Source organism: Streptomyces gilvosporeus, from assembly GCF_002082195.1.
Lineage (GTDB): Bacteria > Actinomycetota > Actinomycetes > Streptomycetales > Streptomycetaceae > Streptomyces > Streptomyces gilvosporeus.
This window is the reverse complement of the sequence record NZ_CP020569.1, coordinates 4,228,026-4,248,918: the sequence shown is the minus strand read 5'-3', so window position 1 is coordinate 4,248,918 and position 20,893 is coordinate 4,228,026. Positions and strand designations below refer to the sequence as shown.

The 20,893-nt window shown below is 70.1% G+C and carries 21 protein-coding genes, 4 tRNA genes and 1 pseudogene; 20 read left to right on the top strand and 6 right to left on the bottom strand.

Going from position 1 to position 20,893, the window contains the following annotated elements:
• The first annotated feature begins 7 nt into the window (after window positions 1-7).
• From B1H19_RS18755 to B1H19_RS18735, 5 genes and pseudogenes are all read left to right on the top strand, one after another.
• Window positions 8-1,603: a complex I subunit 4 family protein gene (locus B1H19_RS18755; RefSeq protein ID WP_083109734.1), complete on the top strand. Its 1,596-nt coding sequence runs from the start codon at window positions 8-10 to the stop codon at window positions 1,601-1,603.
• A complete protein-coding gene (locus B1H19_RS18750) occupies window positions 1,603-3,168 on the top strand; it encodes an NADH-quinone oxidoreductase subunit N (RefSeq protein WP_083105805.1) in 1,566 nt (521 codons plus the stop codon). Before B1H19_RS18755 ends, B1H19_RS18750 begins: the two co-directional genes overlap by 1 nt.
• Before the next feature lie 140 nt (window positions 3,169-3,308).
• Window positions 3,309-4,172 (top strand): annotated as a pseudogene (gene htpX / locus B1H19_RS18745) (zinc metalloprotease HtpX).
• A 197-nt stretch (window positions 4,173-4,369) separates the two neighbouring features.
• On the top strand, window positions 4,370-5,647 hold the full coding sequence (locus B1H19_RS18740; RefSeq protein WP_159028071.1) for a glycosyltransferase: 1,278 nt from the start codon (window positions 4,370-4,372) through the stop codon (window positions 5,645-5,647).
• A gap of 167 nt (window positions 5,648-5,814) precedes the next feature.
• A complete protein-coding gene (locus B1H19_RS18735; RefSeq protein WP_083105803.1) occupies window positions 5,815-6,207 on the top strand; it encodes a YccF domain-containing protein in 393 nt (130 codons plus the stop codon).
• Window positions 6,208-6,249: 42 nt separating this feature from the next.
• Here the strand turns inward: B1H19_RS18735 and B1H19_RS18730 are convergent, their stop codons facing one another.
• Both B1H19_RS18730 and B1H19_RS18725 read right to left on the bottom strand, forming a co-directional pair.
• A complete protein-coding gene (locus B1H19_RS18730) occupies window positions 6,250-6,939 on the bottom strand; it encodes a hypothetical protein (RefSeq protein WP_083105802.1) in 690 nt (229 codons plus the stop codon).
• A gap of 240 nt (window positions 6,940-7,179) precedes the next feature.
• Window positions 7,180-7,668: a YajQ family cyclic di-GMP-binding protein gene (locus B1H19_RS18725; RefSeq protein WP_083105801.1), complete on the bottom strand. Its 489-nt coding sequence runs from the start codon at window positions 7,666-7,668 to the stop codon at window positions 7,180-7,182.
• A gap of 189 nt (window positions 7,669-7,857) precedes the next feature.
• On the opposite strand from B1H19_RS18725, the gene B1H19_RS18720 reads away from it, so the two are divergent.
• Window positions 7,858-7,939, top strand: a tRNA-Tyr gene (locus tag B1H19_RS18720).
• A 299-nt stretch (window positions 7,940-8,238) separates the two neighbouring features.
• On the opposite strand, the gene B1H19_RS18715 is transcribed toward B1H19_RS18720, so the two are convergent.
• Window positions 8,239-8,901, bottom strand: a complete 663-nt coding sequence (locus B1H19_RS18715) for an NAD(P)H-binding protein (RefSeq protein WP_083105800.1) — start codon at window positions 8,899-8,901, stop codon at window positions 8,239-8,241.
• Between the two features lie 105 nt (window positions 8,902-9,006).
• Window positions 9,007-10,281 (bottom strand): amidohydrolase family protein, encoded by a 1,275-nt coding sequence (locus tag B1H19_RS18710; protein WP_083105799.1) that lies wholly within the window; start codon window positions 10,279-10,281, stop codon window positions 9,007-9,009.
• A 182-nt stretch (window positions 10,282-10,463) separates the two neighbouring features.
• On the opposite strand from B1H19_RS18710, the gene B1H19_RS18705 reads away from it, so the two are divergent.
• The 6 genes from B1H19_RS18705 (at window position 10,464) to B1H19_RS18680 (ending at window position 13,020) form a co-directional block, all read left to right on the top strand.
• Window positions 10,464-10,536, top strand: a tRNA-Thr gene (locus B1H19_RS18705).
• Between the two features lie 43 nt (window positions 10,537-10,579).
• Window positions 10,580-10,652 (top strand) — tRNA-Met (locus B1H19_RS18700).
• Window positions 10,653-10,741: 89 nt separating this feature from the next.
• Window positions 10,742-10,906, top strand: coding sequence for a 50S ribosomal protein L33 (gene rpmG, locus B1H19_RS18695; protein WP_003956487.1), 165 nt, complete (start codon window positions 10,742-10,744; stop codon window positions 10,904-10,906).
• Between the two features lie 101 nt (window positions 10,907-11,007).
• Window positions 11,008-11,460 carry a MaoC family dehydratase N-terminal domain-containing protein gene (locus tag B1H19_RS18690; RefSeq protein WP_083105798.1) on the top strand — a complete coding sequence of 151 codons (453 nt, stop codon included), beginning with the start codon at window positions 11,008-11,010 and terminating at the stop codon, window positions 11,458-11,460.
• 1 nt (window position 11,461) lies between these two features.
• The gene (locus tag B1H19_RS18685; RefSeq protein ID WP_083105797.1) at window positions 11,462-11,896 is read left to right on the top strand and encodes a MaoC family dehydratase; all 435 of its coding nucleotides are present in this window, start codon (window positions 11,462-11,464) and stop codon (window positions 11,894-11,896) included.
• 68 nt (window positions 11,897-11,964) lie between these two features.
• Window positions 11,965-13,020 (top strand): UDP-N-acetylmuramate dehydrogenase, encoded by a 1,056-nt coding sequence (locus B1H19_RS18680; protein ID WP_083105796.1) that lies wholly within the window; start codon window positions 11,965-11,967, stop codon window positions 13,018-13,020.
• Window positions 13,021-13,105: 85 nt separating this feature from the next.
• Here B1H19_RS18680 and B1H19_RS18675 read toward each other — a convergent pair whose 3' ends face one another.
• Window positions 13,106-14,125, bottom strand: coding sequence for an adenosine deaminase (locus B1H19_RS18675; protein ID WP_083105795.1), 1,020 nt, complete (start codon window positions 14,123-14,125; stop codon window positions 13,106-13,108).
• Window positions 14,126-14,263: 138 nt separating this feature from the next.
• Window positions 14,264-15,499 (bottom strand): pyridoxal phosphate-dependent aminotransferase, encoded by a 1,236-nt coding sequence (locus B1H19_RS18670; RefSeq protein ID WP_083105794.1) that lies wholly within the window; start codon window positions 15,497-15,499, stop codon window positions 14,264-14,266.
• A 204-nt stretch (window positions 15,500-15,703) separates the two neighbouring features.
• On the opposite strand from B1H19_RS18670, the gene B1H19_RS18665 reads away from it, so the two are divergent.
• The 8 genes from B1H19_RS18665 (at window position 15,704) to rplL (ending at window position 20,830) form a co-directional block, all read left to right on the top strand.
• Window positions 15,704-15,776, top strand: a tRNA-Trp gene (locus tag B1H19_RS18665).
• A gap of 108 nt (window positions 15,777-15,884) precedes the next feature.
• Complete coding sequence (secE, locus tag B1H19_RS18660) at window positions 15,885-16,181, top strand: preprotein translocase subunit SecE (RefSeq protein ID WP_083105793.1); 297 nt, start codon at window positions 15,885-15,887, stop codon at window positions 16,179-16,181.
• 72 nt (window positions 16,182-16,253) lie between these two features.
• Complete coding sequence (gene nusG, locus B1H19_RS18655; protein WP_030062908.1) at window positions 16,254-17,129, top strand: transcription termination/antitermination protein NusG; 876 nt, start codon at window positions 16,254-16,256, stop codon at window positions 17,127-17,129.
• A gap of 164 nt (window positions 17,130-17,293) precedes the next feature.
• On the top strand, window positions 17,294-17,728 hold the full coding sequence (gene rplK / locus B1H19_RS18650; RefSeq protein WP_083105792.1) for a 50S ribosomal protein L11: 435 nt from the start codon (window positions 17,294-17,296) through the stop codon (window positions 17,726-17,728).
• 82 nt (window positions 17,729-17,810) lie between these two features.
• Window positions 17,811-18,533 (top strand): 50S ribosomal protein L1, encoded by a 723-nt coding sequence (gene rplA / locus B1H19_RS18645; protein ID WP_030062906.1) that lies wholly within the window; start codon window positions 17,811-17,813, stop codon window positions 18,531-18,533.
• Window positions 18,534-18,677: 144 nt separating this feature from the next.
• The gene (locus B1H19_RS18640) at window positions 18,678-19,496 is read left to right on the top strand and encodes an SCO4651 family lipoprotein (RefSeq protein ID WP_237289384.1); all 819 of its coding nucleotides are present in this window, start codon (window positions 18,678-18,680) and stop codon (window positions 19,494-19,496) included.
• Window positions 19,497-19,790: 294 nt separating this feature from the next.
• Complete coding sequence (gene rplJ, locus B1H19_RS18635; RefSeq protein ID WP_083105791.1) at window positions 19,791-20,318, top strand: 50S ribosomal protein L10; 528 nt, start codon at window positions 19,791-19,793, stop codon at window positions 20,316-20,318.
• Window positions 20,319-20,443: 125 nt separating this feature from the next.
• Complete coding sequence (gene rplL / locus B1H19_RS18630; protein ID WP_046927437.1) at window positions 20,444-20,830, top strand: 50S ribosomal protein L7/L12; 387 nt, start codon at window positions 20,444-20,446, stop codon at window positions 20,828-20,830.
• Window positions 20,831-20,893 lie beyond the last annotated feature (63 nt).

The window sequence follows — 20,893 nt, the reverse complement described above, 5'->3', positions numbered from 1 at the left end:
CACCGCACTGCAGTACCTCCTCGCGGCGGTCGTCGGCCTCCCCCTCCTGGGCGCGGTCGCCGCCCTGCTGCCCGCCCCGCCCGGCCTGAAGGGCCGCAACCCCGACCAGGCCGTACTGCGCCACGGAGTGACCGTCACCGGCGTCGTCCTGGCCGCCGCCCTCGCGCTGGCCGCCGGCTTCGACCGGGGCCACCCGGCCCGTATGCAGGCCACCACCGACCTCACCTGGATCCCGGCCCTCCGGATCCACCTCCACCTCGGTGTCGACGGCATCTCGCTCCCCCTCCTCGTGCTGACCGCGCTGCTGACCTTCCTCTGCGCCCTCTACAGCTACTTCGCCATGCCAACGGGCCCGTCACCCAAGGCATTCGTCGCCCTGCTGCTCACCCTCGAGGCCGGCACCCTGGCCACCTTCGCCGTCCTCGACCTGATGCTCTTCTTCCTCGCCTTCGAGATGGTCCTCATCCCGATGTACTTCCTCATCGCCCGCTGGGGCGGTGCCGGAAAGCAGGCGGCGGCCTGGAAGTTCATCCTCTACACGCTGCTCGGCTCGGTCGTCATGCTGCTCGGCCTCCTCCTCATCGGCGTGAAATCCGGCACGTTCGACATGGTGGCACTCGCCACTGACAACGGCCCGAAAGCCCAGCTCAGCCACACCGTCCAGCTTCTGGCCGTGCTCGCGATCGGCATCGGACTGGCCGTCAAGTCCCCGATGTGGCCGCTGCACAGCTGGCTGCCCGACGCCCACACCGCGGCCCCCACCGTCGGATCCGTCCTGCTCGCCGGCGTCCTGCTGAAGATGGGCACCTACGGGTTCGTCCGCATCGCCCTGCCGATCACGCCCGAGGGCATGCACACCTTCGCGCCGTACCTCGCCGCGTTCGCCGCCATCGGCATCATTTACGGATCCCTCGCCTGCCTCGCCCTCGTCCGCAAGGGCGCCGCCGGCGACCTCAAGCGGCTGATCGCCTACAGCTCCGTCGGCCACATGGGCTTCGTCCTGCTCGGCATCGCCACCATGACCCCCACCGGCGTCAACGGCGCGCTGTTCGCCAACATCGCCCACGGCCTGATCACCGGCCTGCTGTTCTTCATGGTCGGCGCCCTCAAGGACCGCACCGGCAGCACCGACCTCGACGCCCTGGCGGGCACCACCGGCGCCGCCCTCTACGGCCGCGCCCCCCGCTTCGGCGGACTGCTCGCCTTCGGCGCCGTCGCCTCCCTCGGCATCCCGGGCCTGGCCGGCTTCTGGGGCGAGATGCTGGCCATGTTCGGCGCCTTCCGCCCGGCCGCGGGCCTGAGCCGCCCCGCCTTCCTGACGTTCATGGTCCTGGCCGGCCTCGGCACCCTGCTGACCGCCGGCTACCTGCTGCTCGTCGTCCGCCGCGTCTGCATGGGCGGCCACCTGACAGCCGAGGCGGCCCCGGGGGAGGAGCCCCTGGCCGTCGAAGGCCCCGCCGTCGCCCTCCCCGACCTCGCGCGCCACGAATACGCGGCCTGGTCCCCCCTCGCCGCCCTCACCGTCCTCGCCGGACTGTGGCCCGCGGCCCTCCTCGGCCTCACCAACCCGGCCGTCCAGCAGCTCCTCGGAGGCGGTAACTGATGAGCCCGACGATCCTTCTGGCCGCCGGGAACCCGCTGGCCTCCATGGCCCAGTCCGTCGACTGGCTCGCCATCGCGCCGCCCACCATCGCCGCGGCCGTCGCCCTGGTGGTGCTCGTCGCCGATCTCTTCGTGCCCGCCGCCAGGAAGCCGCTGCTCGGCTGGGTGGCCATCGCCGGCCTGGCGGCGGCCGCGCTGTCGCTGCTGCCCCTCCTGGACGGCGGCAGGCGCACCTTCTGCCTCACCGGGCACCCCACGGTGTGCAGCTATGTGGCCGACCCGTTCACGCTGGTCATCCAGTTCCTGGTGCTGGCCGGCGCGCTGCTGACCGCCCTGCTGTCCGTCGACATCCTCAAGGACCACGACCTGCCCGCCGGCGAGTACTGGTTCTTGCTGCTGTCCTCCGCGGCCGGCGCCGCCCTGCTGCCCGCCTCCCGGGACCTGGCCACCCTGGTCATCGCCCTCGAAGTGGCCTCGCTGCCCGCCTTCGCCCTGGTCGGACTGCGGCGCGGCGACCGGCTCTCCTCCGAGGCGGCCCTGAAGTTCTTCCTCTCCTCGGTGGCCGCCACCGCCGTCATGCTGCTCGGCGTGAGCTTCCTGTACGCCGCCACCGGGAGCCTGCATCTGTCCCGGGTGGCGCACACCCTCAACCACCTGCCCGACCCCCGCCTGGCCACCCTGGCCAGCGCCGGCGTCGCGCTCTCCTTGGTCGGCTTCGCCTTCAAGACCGCGGCCGCCCCCTTCCACTTCTGGGTCCCCGACACCTACGTCGGCGCGCCGCTGCCCATCGCCGCCTACCTCTCGGTCATCGGCAAGGCGGTCGGCTTCTCCGGCCTGATCCTCATCACGGTCGAGGGCTTCCCCTCGTACGCCGACGTGTGGGGCCCGGCACTGGCCGTTCTGGCCGCGCTCACCATGACCGTCGGCAACGTCGCCGCCCTGCGCCAGGACCCGCACCGCGCGCACAGCGCCGTCCGCCTGCTGGCCTGGTCGTCGGTCGGCCAGGCCGGCTACCTCCTGGTCCCCATCGCGGCGGCCGGCTACGTCGACAACCCCGGGCGCGCCATCGGCTCCACCGTCGCCTACGCCCTCATGTACGGCGCGGTGAACCTCGGTGCCTTCGCCATCGCCGCCCTGGTGGCCCGCAGCAGCCCCGCCAACCGGATCGCCGACTACCAGGGCCTGTACGCCCGCCGCCCCCTGGCGGCCCTCGCCCTCGGCTTCTTCCTCCTCTGCCTGGCGGGCCTGCCGCCCGGCATCATCGGCCTCTTCGCCAAGGTCACGGTCTTCTCCGCGGCCGTCGACGCGGGCCTGGCCTGGCTCGCCGTGGTCATGGCCGTCAACGTCGTGATCGCGCTCTACTACTACCTCCAGTGGACGGCGGTCCTCTTCCGGGGCGCCGAGCCGGCAGCAGGGGCCGTGGCCCCGGAGGGACCCGAGGCCGCGCCGCGCGCCGCCGTCCCGGCCGCCCTGACCACCGCCATCGCCCTCGCCGCCGTCCTCGGCATCGTTCTCTCCGGCGCCCCGCAGCTCGTCCTGCGCTTCGCCTCCGAGTCGCTCCTGTAGGCCCCCGCGCCCTCCACCGGGCGCCATGCGGCCGGGGAACCACCTCCGCCCATCTCGCGTTGACCAGTGCGTAAGGGTCCACTGGTGAGTGGAGCAACGCAGCACAGGGTTCCCCTGCCGCACCGCTTGGAGGGCGTACCGTGCACCGCCGGCACAACGGGCTCAGGACCGCCGTACTCCTCGGGGGCCTGTCGGCCCTCATCATCGTCATCGGCGGCCTCTTCGGCCGTACGGGCCTGATCGTCGCCGTCCTGGTGGCCCTGGCCACCAACGCCTACGCCTACTGGAACAGCGACAAACTCGCCCTGCGCGCCATGCGCGCCCGCCCCGTAGGCGAGTTCGAGGCCCCCGCGCTCTACCGCATGGTCCGCGAGCTCTCCACGGCCGCCCGGCAGCCCATGCCCCGCCTGTACATCTCCCCGACCCAGGCCCCCAACGCCTTCGCCACCGGGCGCAACCCCCGCAACGCCGCGGTCTGCTGTACGGACGGCATCCTCTAGCTCCTGGACGAACGAGAACTGCGCGGCGTCATCGGCCATGAGCTCAGCCACGTCTACAACCGCGACATCCTCATCTCCTCGGTGGCCGGCGCGCTCGCCTCCGTGGTGATGTTCCTCGTCAACTTCGCCTGGCTGATCCCGGTGGGACGGTCCGAGGACGACGAGGGCCCCGGCCTCCTCGGCATGCTGCTGATCATGATCCTCGGCCCGGTGGCGGCCTCCCTCATCCAGCTGGCCGTCAGCCGCTCCCGCGAGTACCAGGCCGACGCCTCGGGCGCCCGGCTCACCGGCGACCCGCTGGCCCTCGCCTCGGCCCTGCGCAAGCTGGAGGTGGGCACCCAGCAGCTGCCGCTCCCGCCGGAACCGCAGCTCGAAACGGCCAGCCACATGATGATCGCCAACCCCTTCCGCGCGGGCGAGGGCCTCTCCCGGCTCTTCTCCACCCACCCCCCGATGCGCGACCGCATCGCCCGCCTCGAAGACATGGCAGGTCACCGCCCCTGACCGGCTGACCGGCTGTCCACCGGGCGCCGCACCCCTCGGGGGAACCATCCCTTGGGGGACCGACGCCCGTCGTCACCGCGACCGTCCGGGCTCGTTGCTGGTGACATGACCATTCACACCTCGCCCCTTGTCATCGGACCCGGCGTGGCCGCCGCCGCTGCCGGTTGCGCCTTGGCCACCTCATGAGGGTCTTGCTGGTGACCCATGGCACGCGCGGTGATGTCCAGCCGTATCTGACGCTGGCGGGCGGTTTGACGGCGGCCGGTCACGACGTGACGTTGATGGGGCCCTACGCCTTCTCCGAACTGGCCGGCTCGGCAGGGGTGCCCTACGTCCCGATTGTGGACGGGCCTCTTGCGCTGCGCGCGGATCCGGTTGCCCTGAGGGCCAATGAGGACAGTCGCGGGCTCAGGGGCGTGGTGCGGGAAGCCCGGTGGTTCGGGCGGATGCGGCCGCACTGCGCGAAGGTCCTGGAAGACCTGATTGCCAAGGCCAAAGAGCAGCCTCGCCCCGATGTGGTGGCGTTCGCACCCTGGATGCCGGCGCATCACGTTGCCGAGTGGCTGGGCGTGCCTGCTGTGCCGGTGTGCTTTCAGCCCGGTTGGGTGCCCACTCCTGACATGGTCAATCCGCTGGTGTCCGGGCGGCTGCCGGCATCGCTGAGCCGAGCCTCCTACGCATTTGTCGAGTGGACACTTCGCCTTGCCTTTGCCCCGGCACTGGCGCGTCTGCGACGCGAATCGCTGGGGCTGTCGGGCCGTGGGAGCAAGCTCAGCTTTCTGTCCCGGCCCGACGGAAAGCCGGCCACCGTGTTGCAGGCATTCGATCCCTGTGTGCTGTCCGGCACACCCCGATATCCCCCCACCACACACACCACGGGTTTTTGGCATCTGCCGACCAGGGACGAGTGGCGCATGCCCGCGGACCTGCGCGCGTTTCTCGACGCGGGTGACCGGCCGGTGTACATCGGATTCGGCAGTATGGTCGGGAGCCGTTCCGCCGCGAAGAGCAGGGCCGTTCTTGCGGCGGTCCGCCAGGCCGGGGTCCGTGCGGTGATCGCCACCGGATGGGGTGAAGTGACGGCTTCCGAAGAGGAGCGGGACGGGGCCGCCGACGAGGTGTTCTTCGTGGACGAGGCGCCGCACGAACGGCTTTTCCCGCATATGGCCGCGATCGTTCATCACGGCGGCGCCGGAACCACCGCCTCGGCCCTGCGATCGGGCCGTCCGCAAGTCGTGTGCCCTTTCACTTTCGACCAGCCGTTCTGGGCGCGGCGTATGCACGCCCTCGGTCTGGCACCGGCGCCTTTGCCGCAGTACGACCTCACCGCGGACCGTTTGGCCGCAGCACTGGACCGTGCGGTGAACACGCGCCAATTGGCCGAAGTCGCCGAGCAGTTCGGACGCCGCATCGCCGCCCGGAACGGGGTGGAAAAGGCCGTCGAGGTGCTCGAAACCGTGGTGGAGTCCGCCTAGCACACGGCCTGGCACACGGCCCGGAACACGAAAAGGCCGGGTCCGTGCGGCCCCGGTAGTCTGAGAAGAGGTCCGATTGTGGTGCCGTCGCCGCAACGGTCCACGGCGGAAAGCGCGTCTACCAGCCCAGACCGTTGTTCCGAAGCGCCCGTGGAAGGCTGCCGATCATGAAGCTCATCCTCAACCTCATCTGGCTCGTGCTGAGCGGCTTCTGGCTGGCGATCGGCTATGTCGTCGCAGGCATCATCTGCTGCATTTTGATCGTCACCATCCCCTTTGGCATTGCGTCCTTCCGCATCGCCGGCTACGCCCTGTGGCCCTTCGGCCGCACCACCGTCGAGCGGCGCGACGCCGGCGCCGGCTCGGTGGTCGGCAACATCATCTGGCTCGTCTTCGCGGGCTGGTGGCTGGCCCTGGGCCACATCGTCACCGGTATCGCCCTGTGCGTGACGATCATCGGGATCCCGTTCGGCATCGCCAACTTCAAGATGATCCCGATCTCGCTCCTGCCCCTGGGCCGCGAGATCGTCCCCACCGACCAGCCCTTCGCGACCCGCTGACGACGCCCGCAACGCCGACCGGCCCCCACCCCTCCCAGGCTCCTACGCCCACGCCCGTACGAGCCCCCTGGGCCCCACGAACCGCTTGAACCCCAGCGGTTCCACACCCTCCAGGCCCGCGATGAAGCGCATCACCGCACCGCTCCCCTGGAGGCTGGATTCGACCGTGCGCTGATGGGCGTCCGGATCTGTCCACTCGCTGTAGTTGACGACTCTCCGGCCGTCCTCACGGAGATGGAAATGCGAGGCGAAGGCGCCCGCGCCGCCCTGGCGGCCGTCGAAGAGGTCCATCAGACCGTCGACGAGCCGCCGGGCGGCCTCGTGCCCCGACGTCCGGAATGCGACCCGTACGACGCAGCCGGGCGTGCCCTGCGCCTCCCCACCCAGCAGGCTCCGGTACAGCCGAAAGTGCTCCGGGCCCGTGGTGCCGACGCCCTCGACGCCCTCCAGGGCCGCGGCGATCCGCTCCCGCAACCCGGTCTCCCCGGCGTTCCGCACGAAGTCCCGGCGCGCCGCATGGCTGGTCCACTGACCGTAATTGAGCACGCTCCGGCCGTCCGCTCCGGTGAACAGCACCCGCGACAGGAAGCCCGCCGGCAGCGGCGTCTCCTTCCACACGCCGGCCACACCGTCCACCACGGCCCGCTGCCGCTCAGGGCCGCCCGCGTCCCACTCGCTGATCAGGACGGCACCGGCATCCGGCCGCCGGACCTCGGGAAACACATCGGCCACAAGGCCACCCTGCGCGCTCCGCCGGTTCTCGTCCGAAGTCTCTGAAGTCCCTGACGTCTCTGAAGTCATGGCGACACCCTGCAACCTCAACCAAGATTGAGGTCAAGCCCGCCCCCGGAACGGCCCCGGACACACCGGTGGGGCGGGACGCCGAAGCGCACCGCCCCGCCACAGGACCCCGTTCCCGGACCCCGGAAACGGACTGCCACCGGCTACCGGCTACCGCCGACCGGCCGGCGCCTACCGGTAGTTCACAAACTGAAGGGCGAAGTCCAGGTCCTTCCCCTTCAGCAGCTGCTGCACCGCCTGGAGGTCGTCCCGGCTCTTCGAGCTGACCCGCAGCTCGTCGCCCTGCACCTGCGCCTTGACGCCCTTCGGGCCCTCATCACGGATGATCTTGGCGACCTTCTTGGCGTTCTCCTGCGAGATCCCCTCCTCGATCGAGGCGGAGATCCGGTACTCCTTGCCCGACGCCTGCGGCTCGCCGGCGTCCAGCGCCTTCAGCGAGATCCCCCGCTTGACCAGCTTGGTCTCGAAGATGTCGAGTACGGCCTTCACCCGCTCCTCGGCGTTGGCCCGCATCTCGATCTTCTCGCCCGACCAGGCGATCGAGGCGCCCACGCCCTTGAAGTCGTAGCGCTGCGAGATCTCCTTGGCGGCCTGGTTGAGGGCGTTGTCGACCTCCTGCCGCTCGACCTTCGAGACGATGTCGAAACTGGAGTCGGCCATCTTGAGTTGGCTCCTCGTACGTAGATCCGTCAGGGGTACGGCCCATCCCGGACCGCCCGCCAAGCCTAGCCACCCGGCCAAGATCCAGCGCTTCGGAATCGAGTGGCGGACCACCCCCAGCCATCGGGTATGGTTTACGTCGTTGCCACAGAGCACCGCCCCACAGCGGATCTCCCGGCAGCAAACCCTGGCGGTGTGCCCGAGCGGCCAAAGGGAGCAGACTGTAAATCTGCCGGCTTCGCCTTCCCAGGTTCGAATCCTGGCGCCGCCACACGGAACAAAGGGCCCGTGACCTGCACTCAAGCAGGTCACGGGCCCTTTGTCGTGCAACCGGCCCGTCGGCGGCCTCGTCGCCACCCGTGAGGGGCGCGGCCTACCCCGCGAGCCGAGCCGAGCCAGACCCGCAACGCTGCGTGACGAAGGCCATACGCCCGCCACGCGGCGCCCGAAAGAGCCGCCCGGAAGCGCCGCCGGGTGCGCCGCGCAGCCCCGCCGCACCCCCGCGCCCCACTCCGCCGCCACCTCCGCCCGCCCCGTCAGATGACGCGACGTCACCTCATCGGTGCCGTATCAGTGCCCCGCCACGTTCCGCACCGCCTCCGCCGCCGGTACATCGCCCGCGATCAGCTCCAACGTCCGCCCCGCGGTGGCCGGTTGGGCGAGCAGTTCCGCCAGGACGGTGGCCACGTCGTCGCGGGTGACGTCGCCGCGGCCGGTCGCGTCGGCCAGGGTCACCAGGCCCGTTCCGGGGTCGTTGGTCAGCCGGCCGGGACGCAGGATCGTCCAGTCGAGCCCGGCGCGGGCCCGTACGTCGGCGTCCGCGGCTCCCTTGGCCCGCAGATACGCGGCGAAGACCGGGTCGGTGCCCTCCGGTGGTTCGCGGTCCGCGCCCATGGAGGAGACGACGAGGAAGCGCCGTACGCCCGCCATCTCGGCCGCGTCCGCGAACAGCGCGGCCGCGCCGCGGTCCACGGTGTCCTTGCGCTCGGTGCCGCTGCCCGGACCGGCACCCGCCGCGAAGACCGCCGCGTCCGCGCCCTCCAGATGCCGCGCGACATCCTGGGCCGTCGCCGACTCCAGGTCGCAGACGACCGGTTCGCCGCCCGCGGCCAGCACGTCGCCGGCCTGTTCCGGCCGTCGGATGATGCCCGCGACCTCGTCCCCGCGCCCGGCGAGCAACCGCTCCAGCCGCAGCGCGATCTGACCATGTCCACCTGCGATGACAATGCGCATGATGCCGACCGTACGCCGCGCCGTCCGTGCACCGTGCGGGACCGGCCGGTGCGGCGCAAAGCCGTGGGGGCGCCCGGGGCCCACGGCGGCCCACCGGACAGGCGTCTAGGGGCGCTGCGACTGCCGCGGCAGCTCCAGCGCCACCTCCGCCGCCGAGTCGCAGTACTCGCGCACCGCGCTGGTACGGGCCACGACGCGGCCCCGGTGCACCACGACCCGGCTGTAGGCCAGCGAGAGCACTCCGGCGATCCGCTCGCCCCGTACGGCCAGCAGCTCGGCCGGAAAGCCCGCCTCGACGCGTACCTCGGGCAGGCCCAGCGTGGCCCGCGCGGCCGCGCTCACCGTCTCGTACGCGGCCTCCGGGGTGGCCTCCCCGAGGGACGCCAGGAGGTAGGCGGCCTCCAACGGGTCGCCGCGCCCCACCGGGTTCGCCACATCGCGCAGCGCGCCGCTGCCCGCCGCCACCCGCACCCCGGCGGCGCGCAGCAGCCGTACGGGGGCGGGGCGGGCCACCCGTGAGCCATGGCGTTCCAGGCCGGTGCAGTCGCCCTGGGGCAGGCAGACGACGGCCACATCGGCGGCCGCCAGCTGTTCGGCGACCCGGGCGGCCACGCTGCGCGGCATCCGTGCCATCCCGGCGCACGGCCCCAGGGCCACGCCCGGCCGCAGCCCGCCGGCCATCGCCGCGAAGCGGGACAGCCGCGCCGGGTCGTCGCCGTCGGTGTGCAGATCCACCGGGCAGCCGTGCTCGCCCGCCACCTCCAGGACCGTCTCGACGTACCCCGCCGGATCCGGGTCGAGGTCCGGGCAGCCGCCGATGACCGAGGCGCCCATCTTGACGGCGTCCCGCAGCATCGCCAGCCCGTTCGCACCGGCCACCCCGGTCAGCACCCGCGGTACCGCGACCGCCGCCAGATCGGCGAGCCCGCGCAGTGACCGGCGGGCCTGGAGCACCGCCTGGAGCGAGCGCAGCCCCTGGACGTCGCCGATGCGGACATGGCTGCGGGAGGCGGTGGCGCCGTGGCCGAGCTGGAGCAGGGCCGCCTCGGTCGTGCGGCGCTGGACCTCATCGGGGGAGTCGGAGGCGGGTCCGTCGGTGTCCGCGGTCAGCGCGGTGTCGCAGTGGGCGTGCGGTTCGGCGGGGGCGGGGAGCAGGAGATAGCCCGCGAGGTCGACGCGGGAGCCCTGCGGGGCGAGGCTGCCCGCCGTGCCGACCGCCTCGATGCGCCCGCCGCCCAGCCGCACGTCCACCGTCCGGCCGTCGGCCAGCCGGGCGCCGCACAGGACCAGAGCACCGGCGTCCGACCGGGCCTGCCGGCCGGTGTTCGGCTTGCCCCGTTTTCCCGGCTGAGGCTGCTGCGGTGAACTGCTGTCGGACATCGCGCTCCTCGAAGGCACCGGCGTGCAAGATCACGCAGCGGTTCTTCGAGCGTAGGGCGCGGCCGGGAGAGCTTCGCGCAGGCGCGAAATAGTCGTACCGGTGTGGTGCGGGGGGTGGTTGGTGCGCCGCCGGGATACGGATTTCACCTTTGGCTGCGGGCCGTGTAATGTCTTCATCGCTCGCCCCAATAGCTCAGTCGGCAGAGCGTCTCCATGGTAAGGAGAAGGTCTACGGTTCGATTCCGTATTGGGGCTCTGATGACGAGGTTCCCGCCTTCGGGCGGGGTCCCGGCATCGCAGCGGTGTAGCTCAGTCGGTAGAGCAAGCGGCTCATAATCGCTGTGTCACCGGTTCAAGTCCGGTCACCGCTACTGACAGTAGCCGATTGTGGGGTCGGTCCTCCGATCGGCTACTCTTCTATGCGTTAGTCCGACCATCTGTCCGTCCAAGGAGCACTCACGTGGCTGCCACCGACGTCCGCCCGAAGATCACGCTGGCCTGCGTGGAGTGCAAGGAGCGGAACTACATCACCAAGAAGAACCGGCGTAACAACCCGGACCGTCTTGAGATGAAGAAGCACTGCCCCCGCTGCAACTCGCACACCGCGCACCGCGAGACGCGATAAGTAGGCGCGCTTCTCGTAAAGCACTGTCGTGAGGCCGTCCCCAATTTGGGGGCGGCCTCACGGCGTTGATCACGCACCAGTACAGGGAGGTTGCGAGCCCCATGGCGCTCGACCCGTCTTTTGTCGGACGCACGTACCCGCCCACCGACCCGTACGAGGTCGGCCGGGAAAAGATCCGCGAATTCGCCGAGGCGATCGGGGACACCAATCCGGCATACACCGATACCGAAGCCGCCAAGGCGCTCGGGCATCTCGATGTGATCGCCCCGCCGACATTTGTGTTCGCCATCACCTTCAAGGCGGCCGGAACGGTCGTCCGGGACCCGCAACTGGGCCTGGACTACAACCGGGTGGTCCACGGTGACCAGAAGTTCGCCTACACCCGGCCGGTGCGTGCCGGTGACCGACTGACCGTCACCTCCACCATCGAGGCGGTCAAGACGATGGCGGGCAACGACATCATCGACATCCGCGGGGACGTGCACGACGAGGCGGGCGAGCATGTGGTGACCGCCTTCACCAAGCTGGTCGCCCGCGCCGCCAAGGAGGGCTGAGATGAGCGCCAAGATTTCCTACGACGACGTCGAGGTCGGCACCGAACTCCCGGCGCAGTCCTTTCCCGTGACCCGCGCCACCCTCGTCCAGTACGCGGGCGCCTCCGGCGACTTCAACCCGATCCACTGGAACGAGAAGTTCGCCAAGGAGGTCGGGCTGCCCGATGTCATCGCGCACGGCATGTTCACCATGGCCGAGGCGATCCGCGTGGTGACGGACTGGACCGGCGACCCCGGCGCCGTCGCCGAGTACGGCGTGCGCTTCACCAAGCCGGTCATCGTCCCCAACGACGACAACGGCGCGCTGATCGAGGTCAGCGGCAAGGTCGCCGCCAAGCTGGACGACGACGCCCGCACGGTGCGCGTCGACCTCACCGCCACGAGCGCGGGCCAGAAGGTGCTGGGCATGTCCCGCGCCGTGGTCCGGCTGGCCTGAGCCGGTACGGGCACGGGGCGGGGGCGGCCGGAAAGGGATTGTCGGCCCGCCCCCGTACCCTGGGGCGCGTGCAGGAACTCAAGGACGCTCCCCTCGCCCCGCTGACCACCTTCCGCCTCGGCGGACCGGCGACCCGCCTCGTGACGGCCACCACCGACGACGAGGTGATCGCCGCCGTCCGCGCGGCCGACGACGCCGGCACCCCGCTGCTGATCATCGGCGGCGGCTCCAACCTCGTCATCGGCGACAAGGGCTTCGAGGGCACCGCCCTGCGCATCGCCACCAGCGGCTTCGACCTGGACGGCACGACGCTGACGCTGGCCGCCGGCGAGAACTGGTCCGATGCGGTGGCCCGTACGGTCGAGGCCGGGCTGGCCGGTATCGAGTGCCTGGCCGGCATCCCCGGCTCGGCCGGCGCCACCCCGATCCAGAACGTCGGCGCCTACGGCCAGGAGGTCTCCGCCACGATCACCGAGGTCGTTGCCTACGACCGCCGGGCCGGCGAGACCGTCACCCTCGCCAACGAGGAGTGCGCCTTCTCCTACCGCCACAGCCGCTTCAAGCAGCACCCTGAGCGCTTCGTGGTGCTGCGGGTGCGCTTCGTGCTGGAGGACGCCGGGGGGCTGTCCGCGCCGCTGAAGTACGCCGAGACCGCCCGGAGCCTCGGCGTCGAGCCCGGTGACCGGGTCCCGGCGGCCGTCGCCCGCAAGACCGTCCTGGCGCTGCGCGCGGGCAAGGGCATGGTGCTGGACGCGGACGACCACGACACCTGGTCGGCCGGCTCCTTCTTCACCAACCCGGTCCTCACCGAGGCCGAGCACACCGCCTTCCTGGAGCGCGTCCGCGACCGCCTCGGCCCCGATGCCGCGCCGCCCGCCTTCCCGGCGGGCGACGGCCTGGTGAAGACCTCCGCCGCCTGGCTGATCGACCGCGCCGGCTTCACCAAGGGCTACGGCGAGGGCCCGGCCCGTATCTCCACCAAGCACACCCTCGCCCTGACCAACCGCGGCGCGGCCACCACCGAGGACCTCCTGGCGCTGGCCCGCGAGGTCCGCGACGGCGTCCACGCGGCCTTCGGGATCACCCTCGTCAACGAGCCCGTGACGGTCGGCGTCAGCCTCTAGACGGCGCGGCCGCCGGGGAAGCCGCCCGAGTCCCCCGGAAGCCGCGAGGAGGGCGTCTGGAGGCCGTGGCGGCCCCGCCGCGGCCCTATGCCGCCAGCCAGGCGTCGATGCTCGCCAGCAGCCGCCGCCGCTCGCTCTCGGGCGCCTGGGAGGCGCGGACGGACTGACGGGCCAGCTCGGCCAGCTCCGCGTCCGAGAAGCCGTGCACGCCGCGGGCGATCTCGTACTGCGCGGCCAGCCGGGCGCCGAACAGCAGCGGATCGTCCGCGCCCAGCGCCATCGGCACCCCGGCCTCGAAGAGCGTCCGCAGCGGTACGTCCTCGGGCTTCTCGTACACCCCCAGCGCCACATTCGACGCCGGGCAGACCTCGCAGGTCACCCCGCGATCGGCCAGCCGCCGCAGCAGTGCGGGGTCCTCCGCCGCCCGGACGCCGTGCCCGACCCGTCCGGCATGCAGATCGTCCAGGCAGTCCCGTACGCTCGCCGGCCCCGACAGTTCACCGCCGTGCGGCGCCGCCAGCAGACCGCCGGCCCGCGCGATGGCGAAGGCCCGGTCGAAGTCCCGGGCGAAGCCGCGGCGTTCATCGTTGGACAGGCCGAAACCGACCACGCCCCGGTCGGCGTAGCGCACCGCGAGCCGGGCGAGCGTACGCGCCTCCAGGGGGTGCTTCATGCGGTTCGCGGCCACCAGGACACGGATGCCCAGCCCGGTGTCCCGCGAGGCCCGCTCGACCGCGTCCAGGATGATCTCCAGCGCCGGGATCAGCCCGCCCAGCCGCGGTGCGTACGAGGTCGGGTCGACCTGGATCTCCAGCCACTCCGAGCCGTCCCGGACGTCCTCCTCGGCGGCCTCGCGCACCAGCCGCTGGATGTCCTCCGGCCTGCGCAGACAGGACCGGGCGAGGTCGTAGAGCCGCTGGAAGCGGAACCAGCCGCGCTCGTCCGTGGCCCTCAGCTTCGGCGGCTCGCCGCCCTTGAGCGCGTCGGGCAGATGCACGCCGTATCGGTCGGCGAGCTCCAGCAGGGTCGTGGCCCGCATCGAACCCGTGAAGTGCAGGTGCAGATGGGCCTTCGGCAATTGACGCAGATCACGAATGCGCTCCATCAGCAGATCCTGCCGTACGGGAGCGGTGCGGCGGTAGGGCCCGGCCCCGAACGAAGGGTCTGCCGAAAGCGCGAGCGGGGCCGGAACGCGTTCCGGCCCCGCACACACCGCCTACCGCTGTCGGTACGCGCTCGACCGCTACTTCGCCTCCGCCAGCAGCTTCTGGACCCGCGAGATGCCCTCGACCAGGTCCTCATCGCCCAGCGCATACGAAATCCGCAGGTAGCCGGGGGTACCGAAGGCCTCGCCCGGGACGACGGCGACCTCCGCCTCCTCCAGGATCAGCTCGGCCAGCTCGACGCTGGTCTGCGGGCGCTTGCCGCGGATCTCCTTGCCCAGGAGGTCCTTGACCGACGGGTAGGCGTAGAACGCGCCCTCCGGCTCGGGGCAGAGCACACCGTCGATCTCGTTGAGCATCTGCACCATCTTGCGGCGGCGGCGGTCGAAGGCCACCTTCATCTCCTCGACGGCCGTCAGGTCCCCGGAGACCGCCGCGATGGCCGCGGCCTGCGCGACGTTGGAGACGTTGGAGGTGGCGTGCGACTGGAGGTTTGCGGCGGCCTTGATGACGTCCTTGGGGCCGATCGCCCAGCCCACCCGCCAGCCGGTCATCGCATACGTCTTGGCCACGCCGTTGACGACGATGCACTTGTCGCGCAGCTCGGGCACGACCACCGGCAGCGAGGAGAACTGCGCCTCGCCGTAGACCAGGTGCTCGTAGATCTCGTCGGTCAGCACCCACAGGCCGTGCTCGGCGGCCCAGCGGCCGACCGCCTCGACCTGCTCGCGGGGGTAGACCGAGCCGGTCGGGTTCGACGGCGAGACGAAGACCAGCACCTTCGTCTTGTCCGTACGGGCCGCCTCCAGCTGCTCGACGGTCACGCGGTAGCCGGTCGTCTCATCGGCCACCACCGGGACCGGCACACCGCCCGCGAGCTGGATCGACTCGGGGTAGGTGGTCCAGTACGGGGCCGGGATGATGACCTCGTCGCCCGGGTCGACGATGGCCGCGAACGCCTCGTAGATGGCCTGCTTGCCGCCGTTGGTGACCAGGACGTTGGCGGCCTCGATCTCGTAGCCGGAGTCGCGGCGGGTCTTCTCGACGATCGCGGACTTCAGCTCGGGGAGGCCGCCGGCCGGGGTGTAGCGGTGGAACTTCGGGTTGCGGCAGGCGTCCACGGCCGCCTCGACGATGTAGTCGGGCGTGGGGAAGTCGGGCTCGCCGGCGCCGAAGCCGATCACCGGGCGCCCGGCGGCCTTGAGGGCCTTGGCCTTGGCGTCGACGGCGAGGGTGGCGGACTCGGAGATCGCACCGATGCGGGCGGAGACCCGGCGGTCGGTGGGGGACGATGCGGAAGGAGTGGCAGCGCTCATAGAGGCATCGTCGCAGACCGCCCCCGAGCCCGTTGCACGGGTTTGCGGGCGCGGCCCGGGGCGCACCGGGAGCGTTCCGGGGGGTTTCTGTTCGACGCCCGGCGATTGACCACGTACACTCGCTGACCGTTGGCTCCCAACGGGTCGCCGCGCCGCACGCACATAGTGCAGTCGGTCGTATGCGGTAGGTTGGGGGAACCACAAAGGGTCGTAGCTCAATTGGTAGAGCACTGGTCTCCAAAACCAGCGGTTGGGGGTTCAAGTCCCTCCGGCCCTGCTACACGCACTTTCTTCACCAAGGTGCGTGCACGCGTACGTATGAAATGCACCGCCGTGCGGCTCAACCGGGCGCGGCACGGCCACGACCCGGATCAGGTGAGGACGAGTGACGGACGCCCTGGGCTCCATCGACATGCCTGAGCGCGGTCGTTCCGAGGACGAGACCGCGGAATCCCAGAAGAAGCCCCGCCGTGGCGGCAAGCGCGGCAAGAAGGGGCCTTTTGCGCGTCTCGCGCTCTTCTACCGCCAGATCGTGGCGGAGCTCCGCAAGGTCGTGTGGCCCACGCGCAGCCAGCTGTCGTCGTACACCTCCGTGGTGATCGTCTTCGTGGCCATCATCATTGGTCTCGTAACCGTGATTGACTTGGGAATCAACCGAGTAGTCGGGTACGTCTTCGGCTGATCCCGCGGAGGGGTGCCTCTGCGGGCGGCCCTTCGCACGTATAACCCCTTGAAGCAAGGAAGAAGCAGCCACGTGTCTGACCCGAACCTGAACGACGCCGCCAAGCCCGTCGCGGCCGCAGAGGCCGAGGTTGACGAGGCCGTCTCGGCCGAGGTCGAGGGCGATGACACCGCTCTGGAGATCGTCGAGAACGCCGACGGCGCCGATGAGATCGACGCCGAGGACGCTGCTGCCGGCGAGCCCGCCGAAGAGTCCGCGGTCCACGTCGAGGAGGACGCCGAGGCCGTCGCCGAGGCCGCCGAGGACGAGGCCGAGGAGGAGCAGGAGCCGGTCGACCCGGTGGCCGCCCTCCGTGACGAGCTGCGTGGCCTCCCCGGTGAGTGGTACGTCATCCACACCTACGCGGGTTACGAGAACCGCGTGAAGACCAATCTCGAGCAGCGCGCCGTTTCGCTGAACGTCGAGGACTACATCTTCCAGGCCGAGGTGCCGCAGGAAGAGGTCGCCCAGATCAAGAACGGCGAGCGCCGTACCGTCCGCCAGAACAAGCTCCCCGGCTACGTGCTGGTGCGCATGGACCTGACGAACGAGTCCTGGGGCGTGGTGCGCAACACCCCGGGCGTCACCGGCTTCGTCGGCAACGCCTACGACCCCTACCCGCTGACGCTGGACGAGATCGTCAAGATGCTCGCCCCGGAGGCCGAGGAGAAGGCCGCCAAGGAGGCCGCCGCGGCCGAGGGCAAGCCGGCGCCGTCGCGCAAGGTCGAGGTCCAGGTGCTGGACTTCGAGGTGGGCGACTCCGTCACCGTCACCGACGGTCCGTTCGCGACGCTCCAGGCGACGATCAACGAGATCAACGCCGACTCGAAGAAGGTCAAGGGCCTGGTCGAGATCTTCGGCCGGGAGACCCCGGTCGAGCTCAGCTTCGACCAGATCCAGAAGAACTGATTCGCACCATCAGCCACCGGCCGGGTCAGGCGGGCTCGCGAGAGTCGGCCTGACCTGCTCGGTTTTTGGCCGCACGACCATACCCGTTATCGTTGTGCGGTATGCCTCCATCCGGATGACCGGATCGCGGGGCGAATCACCTCTCACTAGGACCCGGAGAGAGCATGCCTCCCAAGAAGAAGAAGGTCACGGGGCTTATCAAGCTCCAGATCCAGGCCGGTGCCGCGAACCCGGCTCCGCCGGTCGGCCCCGCGCTGGGTCAGCACGGCGTCAACATCATGGAGTTCTGCAAGGCCTACAACGCCGCGACCGAGTCGCAGCGTGGCATGGTCGTGCCGGTGGAGATCACGGTCTACGAGGACCGTTCCTTCACCTTCATCACCAAGACCCCGCCGGCCGCGAAGCTCATCCTGAAGGCCGCGGGCGTGGAGAAGGGCTCCGGCGAGCCGCACAAGACCAAGGTCGCCAAGATCACCCGCGACCAGGTCCGTGAGATCGCCACGACCAAGATGCCCGACCTGAACGCCAACGACCTGGACGCCGCCGAGAAGATCATCGCCGGCACCGCCCGTTCCATGGGCGTCACGGTCGAGGGCTGAGCCTCAGCCCCCAAGGCAATCCCGTGGCAGGGCCAGGCGCTGGTCCGCACCACGACTCCACCCCACTGCATCAGGAGCAGAAGTGAAGCGCAGCAAGACTCTTCGCAACGCGGACGCGAAGATCGACCGGGAGCGTCTGTACGCCCCGCTCGAGGCCGTCCGCCTCGCCAAGGAGACCACGTCCGTCAAGTTCGACGCGACCGTCGAGGTCGCCATGCGTCTGGGTGTCGACCCGCGCAAGGCCGACCAGATGGTCCGTGGCACCGTGAACCTCCCGCACGGCACCGGTAAGACCGCCCGGGTCCTGGTCTTCGCGACCGGTGACCGTGCTGCGGCCGCGGAAGCCGCCGGCGCCGACATCGTCGGCTCGGACGAACTGATCGACGAGATCTCCAAGGGCAACCGCCTGAACGAGTTCGACGCCGTCGTCGCCACCCCGGACCTCATGGGCAAGGTCGGCCGCCTCGGCCGCGTGCTCGGTCCGCGTGGTCTGATGCCGAACCCGAAGACCGGCACCGTCACCCCGGACGTGGCCAAGGCCGTGACCGAGATCAAGGGCGGCAAGATCGAGTTCCGCGTGGACAAGCACGCGAACCTCCACTTCATCATCGGCAAGGTGTCCTTCGACGACACCAAGCTGGTGGAGAACTACGCCGCGGCGCTCGAGGAGATCAACCGCCTCAAGCCGTCCGCCGCCAAGGGCCGCTACATCAAGAAGGCGACCGTCACCACCACGATGGGCCCCGGCATCCCGCTGGACGCCAACCGCACCCGCAACCTCCTCGTCGAGGACGAGGCCGTCTGATCTCGCTGATCGGCGCCTCCTAGGGTTTCACCCGTCAGGCCCCGCTTCTCCCAAGGGAGAAGCGGGGCCTGACGCATGCGTTGTCGGTGCTCTGCACTACAGTCGCACCGAGGTCCATAGAGGAAAGCTAAGGGGGAGCCTCAAGTGCGCAGCACGCGTATCACCGCCGTCGCGGCGGGGGTTGTCATTCTGGTCGGCGGACTCTCCGCCTGTAACGGCAAGAGCGACGACAAGGCCGACGGCAGCACCGGCGGTAGCAGCAGCAGTGGCGGCAGCGGGGCTCAGGACCCGTCGAAGAGCCCGCTCGATGCGCTGAAGGCCGCGCAGACGGCGACCGACGCCAAGAAGTCGGTGAAGCTGGACGGCACCACCAAGACCACCAACGGCACTCAGACCACCAAGGGCGGGGTGGACTGGAGCGACGGCACGCAGATGAGCGTCGAGGCCACCCTGCCCGGCAGCAAGACCGGCAAGCCGATGAAGATGCTGTACACCAAGGACGCGGTGTACATGAACATGGGCATGTCCATCGGCGGCAAGCCGTGGATGAAGTACTCGTACGACGCGCTGGCGAAGCAGTCCGGCACCGGCTCGCTGCTGAAGGAAGCCCTCACGACCGCCAACCCGAGCGGGCCGATCGAGTGGATGACCGCGGCCAGCGACCTCAAGGTCGTCGGCAAGGAAGACGTCCGCGGCGTCCAGGCGACCCACTACAGGGGGACGATCACGACGGACGTGCAGGCCAAGAAGCTGAGTCCGCAGGCCCAGGAGGCCATCAAGAAGCAGCTGGCGCAGTCCAAGGTGAAGAGCGAGACGCTCGACATCTGGATCGACTCGAACAACCTGCTGGTCAAGAAGCAGGAGAAGTTCGGCGCCACGAACGGAGAGGTGTACTACACGGGCTACGGCACCAAGGTCGACATGACCCCGCCGCCCGCGAGCCAGGTCATGGAACACCACTGACCGGCCGGGAGCGGGGCGTCGAGGCGCCCCGCTCCTTCCGATTTGCCTGACGGCGACCCTCTCCCGTACCGTACGCAGGAAGCCAAAGACCGCTGGTTGTCTCCGCGCGTCCGATAACGGGCGTGTGGTGGCCGAAGGATCCGCTAGCTGCGGACGGCCTGCGCAGGTGTCAGTGGAAGTACTCCCAGGCGGTTCACCGTCCGGTCGAGTCCGCCCCGTGCGCCTGCGCCGGGGCGTTTGTTTTGCCCAGCCCCTTCTGCGCGGTCCTCATCACCCGGAAGGAGGCCGAGGCTCATGGCGACGTCCGACAAGATCGCAGCCGTTGAGGAGATCACGGAGAAGCTCCGTAACTCCAACGCAGCTGTTGTGACCTCTTACACCGGACTGACTGTGGCGCAGCTCAAGCAGCTGCGTCGTTCGCTCGGCGAGAACGCTCAGTACCGTGTGGTGAAGAACACGCTGACCAAGATCGCGGCCAATGAGGCCGGGATTCAGCTGGACGAGCACCTCAGTGGCTCGACGGCTGTCGCCTTTGTGACCGGTGACCCGGTCGAGGCGGCGAAGGGTCTTCGTGACTTCGCCAAGGACAACCCCGCTCTCGTCATCAAGGGCGGTGTCCTTGAAGGCAAGGCGCTGTCCGCCGACGAGATCAAGAAGCTTGCGGACCTCGAGTCCCGCGAGGTTCTGCTCTCCAAGCTGGCCGGTGCGCTGAAGGGCAAGCAGTCTCAGGCTGCCTCTGTCTTCCAGGCGCTGCCGTCGAAGCTCGTCCGCACCGTGGACGCTCTTCGCGCCAAGCAGGACGAGCAGGGCGGTGCCGAGTAATTCGGCTCGCACATTGGTCGCCGTCGCTTAGCTGTGTCTAGGCGTGGAGGCCACAGCGGGCCCGACGTACGCCCGCCTTACATGTACATCCGGCACCAGCCGAATTAGTGGAAGGATCGCCCATCATGGCGAAGCTCAGCCAGGAAGACCTGCTCGCGCAGTTCGAGGAGATGACCCTCATCGAGCTCTCCGAGTTCGTGAAGGCGTTCGAGGAGAAGTTCGACGTCACCGCCGCCGCTGCCGCGCCGGTCGTCGTCGCCGGTGGTGCCGCTGGTGGCGCCGCCGAGGCCGTCGAGGAGAAGGACGAGTTCGACGTCATCCTCACCGGCGCCGGTGACAAGAAGATCCAGGTCATCAAGGTCGTGCGCGAGCTGACCTCCCTGGGTCTGAAGGAGGCCAAGGACCTCGTCGACGGCACCCCGAAGCCGGTCCTCGAGAAGGTCGCCAAGGACGCCGCGGAGAAGGCCGCCGAGGCCCTCAAGGGCGCCGGCGCCTCCGTCGAGGTCAAGTGACCCCACTGAGCCTCGGGCTCACGTCCTGAGCGCCTGAGGGCGCACCTGGACACTTGCGAAGGG

Excerpts from the sequence above, each read along its gene's own strand:
- B1H19_RS18750 (WP_083105805.1), top strand. The coding sequence starts at position 1,603 with ATGAGCCCGACGATCCTTCTGGCCGCCGGGAACCCGCTGGCCTCCATG.
- B1H19_RS18735 (WP_083105803.1), top strand. The coding sequence starts at position 5,815 with ATGAAGCTCATCCTCAACCTCATCTGGCTCGTGCTGAGCGGCTTCTGG.
- B1H19_RS18725 (WP_083105801.1), bottom strand. The coding sequence starts at position 7,668 with ATGGCCGACTCCAGTTTCGACATCGTCTCGAAGGTCGAGCGGCAGGAG.
- B1H19_RS18715 (WP_083105800.1), bottom strand. The coding sequence starts at position 8,901 with ATGCGCATTGTCATCGCAGGTGGACATGGTCAGATCGCGCTGCGGCTG.
- B1H19_RS18710 (WP_083105799.1), bottom strand. The coding sequence starts at position 10,281 with ATGTCCGACAGCAGTTCACCGCAGCAGCCTCAGCCGGGAAAACGGGGC.
- B1H19_RS18690 (WP_083105798.1), top strand. The coding sequence starts at position 11,008 with ATGGCGCTCGACCCGTCTTTTGTCGGACGCACGTACCCGCCCACCGAC.
- B1H19_RS18685 (WP_083105797.1), top strand. The coding sequence starts at position 11,462 with ATGAGCGCCAAGATTTCCTACGACGACGTCGAGGTCGGCACCGAACTC.
- B1H19_RS18675 (WP_083105795.1), bottom strand. The coding sequence starts at position 14,125 with ATGGAGCGCATTCGTGATCTGCGTCAATTGCCGAAGGCCCATCTGCAC.
- B1H19_RS18670 (WP_083105794.1), bottom strand. The coding sequence starts at position 15,499 with ATGAGCGCTGCCACTCCTTCCGCATCGTCCCCCACCGACCGCCGGGTC.
- rplK (WP_083105792.1), top strand. The coding sequence starts at position 17,294 with ATGCCTCCCAAGAAGAAGAAGGTCACGGGGCTTATCAAGCTCCAGATC.
- rplJ (WP_083105791.1), top strand. The coding sequence starts at position 19,791 with ATGGCGACGTCCGACAAGATCGCAGCCGTTGAGGAGATCACGGAGAAG.
- rplL (WP_046927437.1), top strand. The coding sequence starts at position 20,444 with ATGGCGAAGCTCAGCCAGGAAGACCTGCTCGCGCAGTTCGAGGAGATG.